General features: G+C 63.7%; 7 protein-coding genes. 6 read left to right on the top strand and 1 reads right to left on the bottom strand.

What is annotated here, in order from left to right; translation table 11 throughout:
• Positions 1 to 8 precede the first annotated feature (8 nt).
• From C5F75_RS17815 to C5F75_RS17830, 4 genes are all read left to right on the top strand, one after another.
• On the top strand, positions 9 to 4,613 hold the full coding sequence (locus tag C5F75_RS17815; RefSeq protein WP_059575541.1) for a calcium-binding protein: 4,605 nt from the start codon (positions 9 to 11) through the stop codon (positions 4,611 to 4,613).
• A 101-nt stretch (positions 4,614 to 4,714) separates the two neighbouring features.
• On the top strand, positions 4,715 to 6,901 hold the full coding sequence (locus C5F75_RS17820) for a type I secretion system permease/ATPase (RefSeq protein ID WP_059575539.1): 2,187 nt from the start codon (positions 4,715 to 4,717) through the stop codon (positions 6,899 to 6,901).
• Positions 6,898 to 8,241 (top strand): HlyD family type I secretion periplasmic adaptor subunit, encoded by a 1,344-nt coding sequence (locus C5F75_RS17825; RefSeq protein ID WP_059575537.1) that lies wholly within the window; start codon positions 6,898 to 6,900, stop codon positions 8,239 to 8,241. Before C5F75_RS17820 ends, C5F75_RS17825 begins: the two co-directional genes overlap by 4 nt.
• A complete protein-coding gene (locus C5F75_RS17830) occupies positions 8,213 to 9,670 on the top strand; it encodes a TolC family protein (RefSeq protein ID WP_059575535.1) in 1,458 nt (485 codons plus the stop codon). The genes C5F75_RS17825 and C5F75_RS17830 overlap by 29 nt, the downstream gene beginning before the upstream one ends.
• 51 nt (positions 9,671 to 9,721) lie before the next feature.
• On the opposite strand, the gene C5F75_RS17835 is transcribed toward C5F75_RS17830, so the two are convergent.
• Positions 9,722 to 12,166 (bottom strand): DUF3772 domain-containing protein, encoded by a 2,445-nt coding sequence (locus C5F75_RS17835; RefSeq protein WP_059575532.1) that lies wholly within the window; start codon positions 12,164 to 12,166, stop codon positions 9,722 to 9,724.
• A gap of 448 nt (positions 12,167 to 12,614) precedes the next feature.
• Here C5F75_RS17835 and C5F75_RS17840 point away from each other — a divergent pair, with 448 nt between their 5' ends.
• A complete protein-coding gene (locus tag C5F75_RS17840; protein WP_059575530.1) occupies positions 12,615 to 14,033 on the top strand; it encodes an MFS transporter in 1,419 nt (472 codons plus the stop codon).
• Between the two features lie 334 nt (positions 14,034 to 14,367).
• Positions 14,368 to 15,675, top strand: a complete 1,308-nt coding sequence (locus C5F75_RS17845; RefSeq protein ID WP_104012499.1) for a hypothetical protein — start codon at positions 14,368 to 14,370, stop codon at positions 15,673 to 15,675.
• Positions 15,676 to 15,771 lie beyond the last annotated feature (96 nt).

Genomic DNA, 15,771 nt, shown 5'->3' on the forward strand with positions numbered 1-15,771 from the left:
GGCGGATTATGCGGATAACTGGTCGTGAAGAATTGTTTCGAGATATTGAGTTGGGGCGAGAGGCTATTGATCTGATTAATAAGAGTAATCTGCTTGTAGAGCAAATAATCAAATACAACGAAGGTGTTGTGAATAAGGATCTGGAGGCAATTAGGGTTGACACTGACGAGCGGGGAATATTCTGGGATCGTCGGCGGCCAGGAATTGTATTTGGGAGTTACGGTGGAATGACGTTCGACGGACTCGATCCGCGTGTTTTGGTCGGCATCTTGAGTCACGAGATTGGCCACTATGTCAACGATGCACGCGATCAAGCTCGGGAGCGGCTCCATGCAGCTGAGATGCGAGACGACTACCATGTGGCGGCTATGGTGGGAGTGACAAGAGAGGCTGCGGCTGCCTATAACAATTGGTTGGTATCTCGGGAGATCGCAAAAAACGGCGGTGTGTTGATCCCCGTACTGGGCGATCGCCCGGACCACGACACTGCGCCCGGATTCGATCTGAACAGTGCGCTGACCAAGGTCTACGACGCGAACGTCGGAAAGATGTCTGCTGACACGCTGGAGCTGGTCATGATCGAGGTGGCGGGAAACTATCTGGCTCGGGCGCGTCCCGGAGCGGATCTGGATACAACGTACTATGAGCAAAATGGAGTAGCTTACGGTGCGACCGGCAAACGTTTGTCCCAAGCGCCAGTCGCGGGAGTGAGCTATTCATTGGATCTGGCGACGGGTTTTATCAAGGCCACCACGCTGGTATTTTCTACCGGTGCAACGCAGATCAACCAGTACGTTAGCGGGGCGCTCAGTACCGCAACGTTGTACGGCTCGAACGGACAGGTGACGGAATATGTAAGATATGCGACGAATGGTGCCAGGCTTCAAGAGACTCGATTTGCCAATGATGGCCGCGTGGTTACTACCAGAACCGATGCCAACTGCGACGGCGTCTTCGACAACATCAAAACAGAAACCCACCTCGGTAACGGCGCCAGCGTAATCCGCGAAGACACCAACGGCGACGGCGTTACCGACCGCAATTTCGTCGTAAACGGCGGTCAGCGCTACGACTTGTCCAACGTCCGCGATGCCGCCTTTGCCGACAGCCTGCTGTCGCGATATCGCGCCACCGGCCTACTGAGCGGCACAAGTTATCTGGATCTGAGCCAGATTATTTCGCGAACCCTGACCTTTGGCGGAAAAAACGACTACGGGTTCACGATGCCCGCAGGCTGGCAAAACCCGATCGGCGCATTCTACGAAGCGAAAAGCGCCGCACTGGACGCGGCAGTATCGATTGCAAACAAGACCCCCGTACTGCTCGACGCGCAGCGGCGTCGCCTGAGCGCGGCAGCGCTTGGATCGCTTGACGCCAATCGCGACGGCAAGCTTTCAGGCGCGGAATTGAGCGGGCTGCAAGTCTGGGTCGACACCAATGAAGATGGCATCGGCGACGCGGGCGAATTTCAAACACTCCGGCAGGCAGGGATTTCCGAGATCCGCGCTATCGATTACGACCTTCTGACCCGCGGCAACGCTTGGTATGCGGCAGGCTCTGCCGCCGCGCCGTGGAAGGGGAGCGACGTTGCGGGCCAGCCCGGAAGAATCTATCTGGCGCCGAGCGTACCGTTTTCGAACTATCGGTGGTTGCGCGACAACGACAATATTTACTGGGTCAACGGCGGCAGAGACTTTATCTTTTTCGGCCCGAATCAAATCAAGGTCAACAACAGCAATCGAACCTATCTCGTCGGAACCGACGGCAACGACGTATTCGATGCGAACTACTACGCCGCATACGGTCACTGGATCAACAGCGGCCTGCTCGTGAACTTCCTCGCCGGCGGCGGCGACGACATCATGGGCGGCAGCAGCCGCAACGACAATTTGTGGGGCGGCACCGGCAACGACACGCTGTTCGGCTATGACGGCGACGACAGACTGTACGGCGAGGAAGGTGACGACGAACTCAACGGCGGCGCCGGCAACGACGTCCTCGACGGCGGGATCGGCAACGACAGGCTATTTGGCCAGGTCGGCAACGACATCATGAACGGCGGCGACGGTGACGACATCATGATGGGCTTTACCGCATCGAACGAAAGCAAGCAAACGCTGGCCTGGGGCGAAACGGATGACGACGTCATGTACGGTGGCGCCGGCAACGACCGGATGTGGGGAGGCCTCGGCCACGACTACATGGACGGTGGCGACGGAGCGGACTTCGTGAGTGGCGGGGACGGAAACGATACGGTCTTCGGCGGCGCCGGGAACGACGAACTGCATGGTGACGCAGGCAACGACCAGCTACTTGGAGACGCCGGTAACGACCGCATCTTCGGCGAAGCCGGCGACGACGTGCTCTGGGGCGGCGATGGCGATGACGTGCTGGTCGGCTTCACCGCCAGCAACGATGCGAAGCAAACGTTGTCGTGGGGTGAATCCGACAACGACACGCTGTATGGCGGCAACGGCAATGATGCGCTGTACGGCGGTTTGGGCAACGATTACCTCGACGGCGGCAACGACCACGATTTCCTCGACGGCGGAGATGGCGACGACCGGCTCTTCGGTGGGGCGGGTAACGACGAGTTGAACGGCGGCAACGGCAACGACGCGCTTTCCGGTGAATCCGGCAACGACAAGATTTTTGGCGGTGCAGGCAACGACACGATCTGGGGTGGCGACGGCGACGATATTCTCGTCGGCTTTACGGCCAGCAATGACGCGAAGCAGTCGCTGGCCGCATGGGAAACCGACGACGATACGATCTACGGCGGAGCCGGAAACGATCTGATCCTCGGCGGTCTCGGCAACGATCTGCTCCACGGCGACGCAGGCAACGACGAAATTCAGGGGGGCGACGGCCACGACCGGCTTTACGGCGGCGACGGCGACGACCGACTGTTCGGCCAGGTCGGAAACGACATCCTGTACGGCGGCGCCGGCGACGATTTGCTGGTGGGTTTCACCGGCGACAACGAGGCGAAGAGGACGCTAGGCCCCGGTGAAACCGACGATGACTATCTCTACGGTGGAGAAGGCAATGACACGCTGCTCGGCGGTCTCGGCGACGACTATCTCGACGGTGGGGCCGGCGCGGATCACATGGAAGGCGGCGCGGGCAACGATACCTATATCGTGAACAGCGTCAATGACGTGATTCTCGAATACGCAAACGAGGGTTACGACACGGTCATCAGCAGCGCAAACTACATTCTCAATGCCAATATCGAAGAATTGAGACTCGTCGAAGGCTTCAACATCAACGGCACGGGCAATGCGCTCGATAACCGGATCGTCGGCAACAGCGCAGACAACATCCTCGATGGTGTCACCGGTGCCGATACGATGATCGGCGGAAAGGGCAACGATACCTACTACGTCGACAATGTCGGCGACCGTGTCGTCGAATTCGCCGGCGAGGGTATCGATACCGTGCAGAGCAAGATCAGCTATACGTTGGGCGAACACGTCGAGAACCTGAACCTGCTGGATTTCGGCAAGCCGGAAAAAGGGCTTGTCGACGGCGTGGCTGTTCACGTGTACGGGTACCCGAAGGCCAACGAGCTGGATTACATGCAAGGCGATGCGGTTCCGACGTTCCAGGGAACGTGTGCGCTGACCTCGATCGCGAATCTGTTGACGCAGACCGGGACGCCGACGACTGAGGGAGACGTCGTCCGACGCGCAATCGACAATCAATGGGCCGTCACCAGCCCGGCGGCAACGGATTACCAGCGAGGCGGGTCGAATTACGTTCAGCAACAGGCGCTGCTCAAGAGTTACGGTATTGCAAACAATCTGCTTGCCGGCTACGACGAGCATGCGGTTGCGAATCTCGTGCGCAGTGGTCGTGGCGTGATACTCGCGCTGAACTCGGGGCGGCTCTGGGAGGACAGCGCTTATCTCGATGGCGGTGGCGTGAATCACGTCGTCACCGTGACGGGCGCGGTCTACGGAGACTCTGACGGCCAGCTCAAAGGCTTCTATATCGCCGACTCGGGCCGCCGGCGCGTCAGCGACATGACGCGCTACATCAGCCTTCAGGAGTTCCGGGCAGCCGCCAACGTACCGAATGCCTACGCGATCTACACGGCCGAAGCGCTGAAACTGTGGAACGAGGACATCGACGGCACGGGTAACGCACTCGACAACACGATCATCGGCAATCGCGGTAACAACGTGCTGGATGGTGGTGCCGGCAACGACATCCTGGTCGGCGGCTTGGGCAACGATACCTATCGATTTGGCCGCGGGTCCGGCCGCGACACGATCCGGGACGACGACGAAACGCTCGGCAACAGCGATGTGATCAGCATCGGGGCTGGCGTATCCGCGGATCAATTGTGGTTCCGTCACGTCGGCGACGATCTCGAGATCAGTATCCTCGGCTCCAGCGATACGGCTACGGTTCGGGACTGGTACTCGGGATCACGCTATCAGATCGAGCAGATCCGCTTGGACGATGGTCGGACGCTCGTCAACGCCGATGTCGAGAAGCTGGTACAGGCCATGGCGGCATGGTCGCCGCCGGCTGCAGGAGCGGTAACGCTGCCCCCTGAGCATCAGGCCGCGCTTGCGCCCACGCTGGCGACAAGCTGGCGCTAATTCCCGTTCCCGAACGTCCATCCGTCCGGTTGCACATTAGTGCGACCGGACGGCCTGCTGCCGGCCGTATCGCATTTCCTTCCTCGCCACGTATTCCCTCCATGGACAGTTCCAATTTCCGGCCTCAGGCGTCGTTTCCGACGCAGGATGTCGACTCCGGTCTCGCCGTCGTTCTGACGATGGCGAGCCTGCACGGCATCGCGGCCGACGAAGCCGCGTTGCGACATGAATTTGGTTTCGATCGTTTCGATACTCAAACAATCCTGCGAGCCGCGCGTTCGCTCGGCATGACGGCCCGGGTCGTTCAACAGAACCCCGAACGACTGGATCGGGCGCCTATGCCCGCGGTCGCACGGATGAAGGGTGAAGGCGGCTATTTCGTGGTCGCGCAGTATCAGGCCGGGGATGGAACGCGCGCGCCCCGAACGCTTGTCCAGTTTCCGGGGGAGGCGCCTACCGTGCTGACGCGCGAGCGTCTTCTAGAAATCTGGACGGGAGAGCTCATCTATTTCACGAGCAGGAGCAGCATTGCGGGCACTCTGGCGCGCTTCGATTTCAGCTGGTTCATTCCGGCAATCGTCACGTATCGGAAGCTGCTGGGCGAGGTCCTCGTGATTTCTCTGGTGTTGCAGTTGATTGCGCTCGCCACGCCGCTCTTTTTCCAGGTGGTGATGGACAAGGTGCTCGTCAATCACGCGATGAAGACGTTGAACGTGATCGCCGTTGGGCTGATTTGCGCGACGCTGTTCGAGGCGGCGCTCTCGGGGATACGAACGTGGGTCTTCGCGCATACGAGCAGCAAGATCGACGTCGAACTCGGCGCGCGGCTCTTCCGCCATCTTTTGGCGTTACCGCTGGCGTGGTTTCAGGCGCGCCGTGTAGGCGATTCCGTCGCCCGTATTCGCGAGCTGGAGAACATTCGCGCGTTCCTGACCGGCAACGCCGTGACGCTGGTGATGGACCTCGCGTTTTCGTTCGTTTTTCTCGGGGTGATGCTCTGGTACAGCGCGTGGCTTACGTTGATCGTCGTTGTTTCGATTCCGCTCTACGGGTTGTTGTCGGTCGTGTTTACGCCGATCATTCGGCGGCGTCTGAACGAAAAATTCAATAAGGGCGCCGAGAATCAGTCATTCCTCGTTGAAACCATCAGCGGAATCGATACGGTCAAGGCGATGGCACTCGAGCCGCGCTGGACGGACCGATGGGATCGTCAACTGGCCGCTTATGTGAGTGCGGGGCTGGCGGCGACCAACGTTGCCACGATTGCAAGCGGCGGCGTGGCGTTGATCAGCAAGCTGGTGACCGCGGCGATCATGTGGCTGGGCGCCATGCTGGTGATCGACGGCAAGTTGACGGTCGGCGAGCTCGTCGCGTTCAACATGCTGGCCGGGCAGGTATCCAGTCCGATACTGCGTCTCGCGCAGTTGTGGAACGACTTTCAGCAGGTGGGGATTTCGATGGGGCGCCTCGGGGATATCCTGAACACGGCGCCCGAAACCGCAGCGAAAAAGACGCGTGTACCCCGTCTCGACGGGGCGATCGAGTTCGACCAGGTATCGTTTCGCTACCGGCCGGATGCAAGCGATGTCATCCGGCAGATCTCCGTCAGGATCGCGGCGGGGGAGGTCATTGGAATCGTTGGCCGCTCCGGGTCGGGCAAAAGCACGCTGACCAAGCTCGCGCAGCGGCTATACGTGCCGGATCGCGGGCGAGTGCTCGTCGACGGGCAGGATATCGCCGTGATCGATACGGCGAGCCTTCGCCAGCAGATTGGCGTCGTTTTGCAGGAAAACACGCTGTTCAATCGTTCGGTACGGGACAACATCGCGCTGGCTCGACCCACTGCGTCGATCGACGCGGTGATCGATGCTGCGAGGCTGGCCGGCGCACACGAGTTCGTCTGCGAACTTCCGGAGGGGTACGACACACTCGTCGGCGAGCATGGCACCGGACTCTCGGGTGGCCAGCGGCAGCGCATCGCCATTGCCCGCGCATTGATGACCGATCCACGCATCCTGATATTCGACGAGGCGACCAGCGCGCTTGACTACGAATCCGAAGCCGTCATACAGGCCAACATGCGCGACATCTGCGCGCGACGCACGGTATTGATCATTGCGCACCGGCTCTCGGCGGTGCGCGATGCCGACCGGATTCTCGTGATGGATCGCGGGCAGATCGTGGAAAGCGGTACGCACGACACACTGCTGCGCATGCGGGATGGCATCTACGCACACTTGTATTCGCTGCAACAGGGCGGCCGCGACGTAGCGGAGGCACGGACATGAGCGTGCGGCAGCAGGCAGAGGCCTGGCGTGAACTGGTGGGGCGTTACCGCGACGTCTGGCGTCACTGCTGGAAGCGACGCCATCGGATGACGCTGCCGACATTCGACGCGAACGAGGCCGAATTTCTCCCGGCGGCGCTGTCGGTCCAGGCGGCGCCTGTCTCGCCGGCAGGCCGGTGGGTCGCGCGCATTCTCATCCTGCTCGTGATGACGGCGATCGTCTGGTCGTATTTCGGGAAAATCGACATTGTCGTCGACGGCGGCGGCAAGATCATTCCATCCTCCCGGACCAAGACACTGGCGGCGGTCGAAGTGGCGAGCGTCAGAGCGCTGCACGTGCGCGACGGGCAGATCGTGAAGACGGGCGATGCGCTGATCGATCTCGACACACGCGTGATCGACGCCGAACGTCAACGGGCGGACGGCGACCGGCTGAATGCGGTACTGCAGGTCGAGCGTGCACGGGCGTTGATCGACGCGATCGACACGGGGCGACAACCTCGACTGGCGGATGTGGAGGGCGTGTCGCCCGAGCGGCGGCGCGAGGTCGAGCGACACCTGCTGGATCAATGGCGCGATTTCGTCGCGCGGCGGGACCGTCTCGACAGCGAAATACACAGGTACGGTCAGGCCGCTCCGCTTGCGGCGCGTCGTGCGGACGATTACGCCAGGTTGATGAAGACCGGTGACGTTGCGGAGCACGCGTGGATCGAGGCCGAGCAGCAGCGCATCGATATGGCCGGACAACTGGCGGATGCTCGTCACCAACGCGCGGCGCTCGTGGCAGAGACGCGAAGGAATACCCAGGATGCGCTGAACGATGCGCAGCGTATCGTGGACGCGTCGTCGGGCGACATGCGGCGAGCGGAGGCACACGGGGAACTGCTGCGCCTGACCGCGCCGATCGACGGAACCGTCCAGCAGCTCGCCGTCCACACCATCGGGACGGCGGTGCCGGCCGCGCAGCCGCTGATGCAGATCGTGCCGCGAGAGGGGGCGGTAGAAATGGAAGCATTCGTCGACAACCGGGATATCGGCTTCGTCAAGGAAGGGCAGGCCGCCAGCGTGAAGATCGACGCATTCGAGTACACGAAATACGGCACGGTGTCGGCGACCGTGAGTCATGTCTCGCGCGATGCGATAGACGACGACAAGAAGGGGCTCGTCTACTCGGTCAGGATCATGCTCGATCGTTCGGCGCTGATGATCGACGGTCGCGAGATCGCACTGTCGCCGGGTATGTCGGGCAGTGCGGAAATCAGAACCGGCACGCGGCGGGTAATCGAGTATGTGCTGTCGCCGTTGCTGCAGCATGCACGGGAGAGTTTGCGTGAGCGCTAGGAGCTTGAAAGATCGCGCGCGTCCGTGGATCTTCGGCCTGATGTTGGTTTCGATTGCGTGCAATGCCGAAACACGCTGGATTCCGGATGGCCTCGCCGATCCGCTGCTGACCCGTCCGCCGGTGCTGGATGCGGGGAAGCGATTACCGGGCGATGACGCGCCAGTTGTGTGCGCTTCGTCGACTGACCCGGCGAAGCCGCTGACGATTGGTGATGCGGTCGATCTTGCGCTATGCCACAACCCCCGTATCCGAGCGGCGTGGGCATCGATCAAGATCCAGGCCGCTGCGGTGGGTGAAGCCAGATCGGCATGGCTCCCCACTATCAGCGGATCGATCAGCCAACTGACGACATATAGCCGGTATCCCGATGCACCGTCGATGAATACGCGCGGTGTCGGTCGAGCGTCGAACGCGACGTTGAACTGGCGGCTACTCGACTTTGGCGGGCGGGCTGCAAACGGCGCGGCGGCGCAACAGCTGCTGACGGCCGCGCTGGCGAGCCACGACGCAGCGATGCAAAAGGCGGTCGCGGATGTCGTCGGGAGTTATTTCGATGTTCAGAATGCTCAAGCCGCGTTTGCCGCGCGTACCGAATCCGCGACCTTGGCGGAATCGACGCTGCGTGCGTCGCGTAAGCGACTGGCCATGGGCGTTGCATCCCGAGCAGACGTATTGCAGGCGGAGACGGCGTTGGCCAAGGCATTGCTCGCTGCCCGGCGAGCGGGCGGAGAGGTCGCGCGGGCCCGCGCCGAACTGGTCTTTGCGACCGGTCTGCCCGCCGGCACGCGGGTCGAGGTCGAAGAGGCAGTCGTACCAGTTGCGCTGGACGCGGAGCGCCAGCTAAGCGACTGGCTTCGCGCGGCCGAAGGTTCTCATCCCGAGATTCGTGCAGCGCGAGCCAAATGGGAGGCTGCACAAGCGAAGGTGACGACTGCACGGTCAGAGGGTATGCCGACGCTGGATCTGAGCGGCACGTTGTCCCGGAACGGCTACCCGAATCAGGGGCTGCAGTCGGTGCGGGCGACGCAAACCAGCATCGGCCTGACTCTGACGATTCCGTTCTTTGACGGTTTTTCCCGCACGTATCGGATTCGCGGCGCGCAGGCTCAGACCGAACTGGCACAGGCACAGCTTCACGATACGCAGCAGCAGATTCTGCGTGACGTGCTGAAGGCTCACGCCGATGCGGAGACGACGGCGGATAACCTGGGAGCGTCGGCACGCTTGCTGGCTGCCGCGGAAGCGGCGCTGACATCGGCGCGCAATCGTTACGCGTTCGGCGCAGGCGATATTCTGGAACTGCTGTCGGCGCAGGCGGCGCTTGCCGATGCCCGCCAGGAACGGGTGCGAACGCTCGCCGAATGGGAGGCGGCACGGCTTCGACTGCTTGCCAGCGCCGGCATCATCGGACGATGGGCATTCCGGTAGGACTGGAGACGGCCATCGCGGTAGCTGCAGTACGCGACCGGCCGTCTTTGTTCACTTCTCTTCCGCCGGCATGTTCTGCACGACCAGCATCTGCGGGCTCGACAGCGTAATCCCCGCCGCGCGCAACTGCTTGAGGATCTCGAACAGCAGATCGCTCTTCGTCGAACTCGCGATCCGCGGGCTCGACACGTAACCCGTCACGCTCAGCGTGATCCCGTCCGGCGCGAGCTGGCTGAACGTCACCGACGGCGCCGGTTTGTCGAGAATCGCCGGGTGCGCGCGATACGCATCGAGCAGCAGGTCGCGCACCTGTTCCGGATCGGTGTTCAGCGGGAACGTCAGCACCAGCGTCGCGACACCCTGCGTGCTGTTGCCCATCGTTACGTTGCGCACGTTCTGCGAGATCAACTGCGAATTCGGCACGATCACGGTCGAGCGGTCGCTCAACTGGATCTCGGTCGCGCGCACGTTGATGCGGCGGATGTCGCCTTCGACGCCCGCGATGCTGACCATGTCGCCCACCTTCACCGGGCGCTCGGTCAACAGGATCAGCCCCGACACGAAGTTCTTCACGATTTCCTGCAGGCCGAAGCCGATACCGACCGACAACGCGCTGACGATCCACGCGAGATTGCTCCACCTGACGCCGAGCAGACCGAGCGTCATCAGCACGAGCAGCACGTAGCCGACGTTGGTGAACAGCGTGATCAGCGACACGCGCATGCCGGTATCCATGCCGAGCGCGGGCATGAACTCGCCGTCGAGCCAGCGGCGCAGCGAGCGCAGCAGGTAGAAGCCGATCGCGAACCCGATCACGGCGTTCATGATCCGGTCGGGCATGATGTTCAGGCTCTGCAGCCGCTGGCTGCCGATCATCGCGACCGCGCTGTCGAGCAGGTCGCCGGGCGTCGTGCCGAAGCCGCCCGTCAGCAGCGCGATCGCCGCGATCAGCATCAGCAGGCTCGTGCCGAAGCCGGACAGGACCGTGCGCGCCTGATCGAGGTGACGGTCTTCGAGCGCGAACAGGTGCTTGATCTGCTGGCCCGTCGACAGGCTCGACGAGAACAGGCTCTCGCTCGCGTCGCGCGTCAACTGGATCAGGATGTAGGTCGCGCACAGCACGATCTCGAACCACACGAGCTCGTACGTGATGAAGCGCGCGACCGTGATGTAACCGATCAGGAGTGCGATCAATGATACGACGATCGCGAGCGTGACGCCGGCATGGATCAGGCCCGCGAGCGTCGAGCGTTGCTCCGGCGCCTCGCCTGCCGCCGCGAGTGCGGCACGCGCGCGGTTCGCGCGCAACAGCGACGCGCCGACCGTCAGCGCGACGACGAGCGATACGATGCCGCGGCCGAACAGCGTGACCGACAGGCTGGTGTCGACGATCCGGTTGATCGATTCGAGCGTACCGGATACCAGCAGCAGCGCGGCGAGGATGCTGGGGAACGGCTTCATCGCGAGCGCGACGGGATCGGCGAGCGCGGGCAGGCGCCACGACGGGTGCTTGGTGCAGAGCAGCGCACGGCCGAGGCCCGCGATCAGCGCGCAGGTCGCGGCGAGCTTCACGAACTGGTCCCACAGATCGGTCAGCGACGGCGTGAGCTCGTAGCGGCGCGCGACGGCGAGGTAGAAGATCTGCACCGCAATCGCCGTTGCCAGGAAGGTCGACAGGGCGGTCGACAGCGCCAGCGCACTGCGCCGCAGGCGCGTGGGCGGCAGGCGGTTCAGCGCGACCCAGGCGAGCCCGCGCTCGATGAGCCGGCGGCCGCCGAGCCATGCCGCGAATGCGGCGATCAGCAGCATCGCGGTGATCGTCCGCTGCCCGGGCACCCACGACGAGCGCAGCATGTCGAACAGTTCGCCGTTGAAATCGTCGAGTCGCTGACGGTCGTCCGGCGCCAGGTGGAACAGCGGCAGCCAGAACTGCGCGCTGAAGATGCTGCCCGAACGGAACGCGAGCTGGTTCTTCAGCAGGCTGCGATGCAGCTTCGCGAATTGCTCGGTCAGGTTCGCGAGGCTCGCCTTCTGGTCGGCGGCCTGCTTCAGCGCGGCGTCGATCTGCGTCTTGCGCGCGTCGAGCGTGGCCCGCTGCTTCGCGACGGCGGGCGTTTCCGGCGCGGCGCCTTCGGCCGGCGGCGGCCCGAGCACGTCGAGTTGCGCCTGGACCTGCGCGCGTTGCGGCGTGAGATCGCTCTGCAGTTTCGCGACATCGGCGCTCAGTTCCTGCGCCGAATCGTCGAGCGCGTCCAGCTCCTTGCTGTTGGACGTAGTCGAAGTCTGCTGCTTGATGCGGTCCAGCTCGGCCTGCATCTGCTTGAGCTGCGCGACCGCGTCGGGCAGCGAGATGGCCGGCTCGGTTGCGCCGACGCCGCTCGCGACAGGCGCGGACGCGGCCGCCGGAAACGCCGACGCGGTCGCGATCGCCGCGAACTGCAGCAGCGCGATCAGCGCGATCCGGCGGGCGTACAGGGATAGTCGTTGTATGGACATGGAATGCTTACGATTTGCCGACAATGCCGGTTGCCGAAAGGCAGCCGGAAGCCGGTAGTTGGCCCGCTAGCATGTTACCGGGGCGCGGAACGCGTGGTTGTACCGATTGCGTCTTGCCGTTCGCCGCGATTTTGGCGGCGCGTGCCTGCGCGAAACGGCGCGGCAGGCCCGTATTGCCGGGCTTGCGCCGTCGGCGGGCGGGGGAAGGCGGCGCGGCAACGCCGAGCTGACGCGCGTTTCGGCTCTGATACACGGTTACGCAATTTACACATTATCCGGCGCGGAATCGGGCATCGAATCGGTTCGGCGCCTGTATCGCAGCTGGCTTGCCGGCTCGCACCTGCGCGAAACGGGCGTGCCGGTACAATGCAGCGATTCGCCCGGCGGCGGTTCGACGGTCCGCCGGACGACAACACACAACACGACACGATCAGGAGACGCGCCCAAGATGGCCTCAACGGACAGCCTTCCGCAGGCAGAAGCCCCATCCCCCTCCATCGACCCCGGCTCCATTTCGGCCCGCCTCGACCGCCTGCCGCCGACGCGCAGCGTCTGGAAGCTCGTCGTGCTGCTGAGCCTCGGCTTCTTCTTCGAACTCTACGATCTGCTGTACAGCGGCTACGTCGCGCCGGGCCTCGTGAAAAGCGGCATCCTTTCCGCGACGACGCACGGTCTGTTCGGCACCACGGGCGTCGCGAGTTTCATCGCCGCGCTGTTCTCGGGGCTCTTCATCGGCACGATCGCGTGCGGCTTCCTCGCCGACCGCTTCGGCCGCCGCGCGATCTTCACGTGGTCGCTGCTGTGGTACACGGCCGCGAACGTCGTGATGGCGTTCCAGGACACCGCGACCGGGCTGAATTTCTGGCGCTTCGTCGTCGGTCTCGGCCTCGGCGTCGAGATGGTGACGATCGGCACGTACATCTCCGAACTCGTGCCGAAGCAGATCCGCGGTCGCGCGTTCGCGTGCGAGCAGGCGGTGGGGTTCGTCGCGGTGCCGGTGGTCGCGTTTCTCGCGTACCTGCTCGTGCCGCACGCGCCGCTCGGCCTCGACGGCTGGCGCTGGGTCGTGCTGATCGGCGCGCATGGCGCGCTGTTCGTGTGGTGGATCCGCCGCGAACTGCCGGAAAGCCCGCGCTGGCTCGCGCAGCAGGGCCGGGTCGACGAAGCCGACCGCATCATGCGCGCGCTCGAGGCGAAGGTCGAAGCCGAATACGGGCGGCCGCTGCCGCTGCCCGCGCCGGCCGAACCCGTGCCGCCGCGCGGCAGCTTCCGCGACATGTGGGTGCCGCCGTATCGCAGCCGCACGATCATGATGACGATCTTCAACGTGTTCCAGACGGTCGGCTTCTACGGTTTCGCGAACTGGGTGCCGACGCTGCTGATCAAGCAGGGCATCACGATCACGTCGAGCCTGATGTATTCGAGCGTGATCGCGCTCGCGGCGCCGATCGGCCCACTGATCGGCCTCGTGATCGCCGATCGCTTCGAGCGCAAGTCGGTGATCGTCGCAATGGCGGCGGCGATCGTCGTGTGCGGGCTGCTGTTCAGCCAGACGACGGTGGGCGCTTTCCTGATCGTGCTCGGCATCGGCCTCACGCTCGCGAGCAACATCATGTCGTACAGCTTCCACGCATATCAGGCGGAGCTGTTCCCGACGTCGATCCGCGCGCGGGCCGTCGGTTTCGTCTATTCGTGGAGCCGCTTCTCGGCAATCTTCTCGTCGTTCGTGATCGCGGCCGTGCTGCGCGGTTTCGGCACGTTCGGCGTGTTCGCGTTCATCGCGGGCGCGATGGTGATCGTAATGGCCGCGATCGGAGGGATGGGACCGCGCACGAAGGGTATCGCGCTCGAAACCATCTCGAAGTAGTGGGCAGGTGCGCACGCGTGTCGCGCGGTTCGTGCGACATGCGTGCGATGTGGTCGAGGTTCTGAGTTCAGATGGACGGGGCGTTGGAATGATTGGTTGACCGAATCGATCGCACGGCACGAGCCTGCCATGCAACGAACGCGCAAGTGGAAACGAGTTGAAACAAAGCGTGACGAAGCGCAATTTGACGGGAAATCGCGGTTTTCGTCGCTGCCGATTCACGCATCGACGAGTAAAATGGAGGGCCTGACGACTCATTAGCCGCCATCGGAGCGCCCGCGTTGCATCAGCGAACGGCTCCGCCGCGAAGAGACGTCGGCGCCGGGCGCGCGCGATGCGCCGCACGTGTCGATGGCTTGCGCGGAAGATGCGCCGCTCGCACCAGCAGCATGCGGCGGCCGGATCGGCCGATGGCCTCGAACGTATGATTCTTGCCTATTTGACGCGGCGCTTTGCGAAGCCGCGTTGCCTCGACCGCGCAGTCGCCGCATCCGTGTGGCTTGCTGCAGCAGTGTCGATTTCCGTGCTCGCCGAGCGGCCTGCCTTTGCCGCGTCCGACGCTGCGCCGTCTGCCGCGTCATCCTCATCCTCACCCGCTGTGCCGCCTGCTTCGGCGCCCTCCGGTACGCATCCGGCTTCGTCCGCGCATGCGGCGCCGGGTGCATCATCGGCGGCAGCGCCGGCATCCGCCGCGTCACACGTGAATTACGCGGAACCCGCGGGCGCGGCATCGGGTGCGTCGGCCGCATCCGCGGCGTCGGCCGCCGCGCCTGCATCGGCCGCCTCCGGCACGCCCGCCAGCGAGGCCGAGCCGCCTGCGCCCACTCCGCCGCGCCGGCATCCGCCGCTGTCGGCCGAGGAAGCCCAACGCGCGACGACGCGTGCGCTCGACATCCGCAAGCGATTCACGCAGGAAGTCACGCGACGCCTGAACGTGCCGGCGAACGAGCAGCGCGCGTACGGCGAGCGGCTTCAGAAAGCACTCGCCGATGCGGACCTCGGCGATCTCGCGGGCGAATACGTCGTGATGGTCGATCGCGCGCCGAACGTGCAGGCGCTGTTCATCTACTTTCGCGCGACGCCGGCCAATGCGTGGCTGATGATCGGCGCATCACCGGTCGGCACCGGGTTGCCGGGCCAGTACGACCATTTCCTGACGCCGCTCGGCGTGTTCCATCACTCGCCTGATACGATGGATTTCCGCGCGGAAGGCACGACGAACGAGAACGGTATCCGCGGCTACGGCCGCCGCGACATGCGCATCTACGATTTCGGCTGGGTGGACGGCGAGCGCGGCTGGGGCAAGGGCGGCGTGTCGCCGATGCGCTTCCAGATGCATGCGACCGACCCCGACCGGCTCGAAGCGCTGCTCGGCATCCGGCATTCGAAGGGCTGCGTACGGATTCCCGCGTCGCTGAATACGTTCCTCGACCAGCACGGGCTGCTCGACGACGACTATCAGGCACGCGTAGAGGCCGGCAAGTCGCTGTGGGTGCTGCGTCGCGATCGCGACATCACGCCGATCGCGGGCCGCTATCTGGTCGTGATCGACAGCGCCCGCAAGACTCGCCCGGCGTGGTCGCCGATGCCGGGGCGCGGTGCGTGGTCGAAGCTGCCGAAGGGCGGCGACACGGCGGACTGAGCGCCGGTTCGCCGAGAGCGAAACGCCCACGGATGAGAATAAATCCGTTTTATTGACATATAAGGAAAGCAAACTTTTATTATCCGATCCGGGTTC

The organism is Burkholderia anthinoferrum, assembly GCF_002925705.1.
GTDB classification, from domain to species: domain Bacteria; phylum Pseudomonadota; class Gammaproteobacteria; order Burkholderiales; family Burkholderiaceae; genus Burkholderia; species Burkholderia semiarida.

Bases quoted from the DNA above. Each gene is read 5' to 3' on its own strand.
- C5F75_RS17820 (WP_059575539.1), top strand. From the start codon at position 4,715: ATGGACAGTTCCAATTTCCGGCCTCAGGCGTCGTTTCCGACGCAGGAT.
- C5F75_RS17825 (WP_059575537.1), top strand. From the start codon at position 6,898: ATGAGCGTGCGGCAGCAGGCAGAGGCCTGGCGTGAACTGGTGGGGCGT.
- C5F75_RS17815 (WP_059575541.1), top strand. From the start codon at position 9: ATGCGGATAACTGGTCGTGAAGAATTGTTTCGAGATATTGAGTTGGGG.
- C5F75_RS17830 (WP_059575535.1), top strand. From the start codon at position 8,213: ATGCACGGGAGAGTTTGCGTGAGCGCTAGGAGCTTGAAAGATCGCGCG.
- C5F75_RS17845 (WP_104012499.1), top strand. From the start codon at position 14,368: ATGCGCCGCACGTGTCGATGGCTTGCGCGGAAGATGCGCCGCTCGCAC.
- C5F75_RS17835 (WP_059575532.1), bottom strand. From the start codon at position 12,166: ATGTCCATACAACGACTATCCCTGTACGCCCGCCGGATCGCGCTGATC.
- C5F75_RS17840 (WP_059575530.1), top strand. From the start codon at position 12,615: ATGGCCTCAACGGACAGCCTTCCGCAGGCAGAAGCCCCATCCCCCTCC.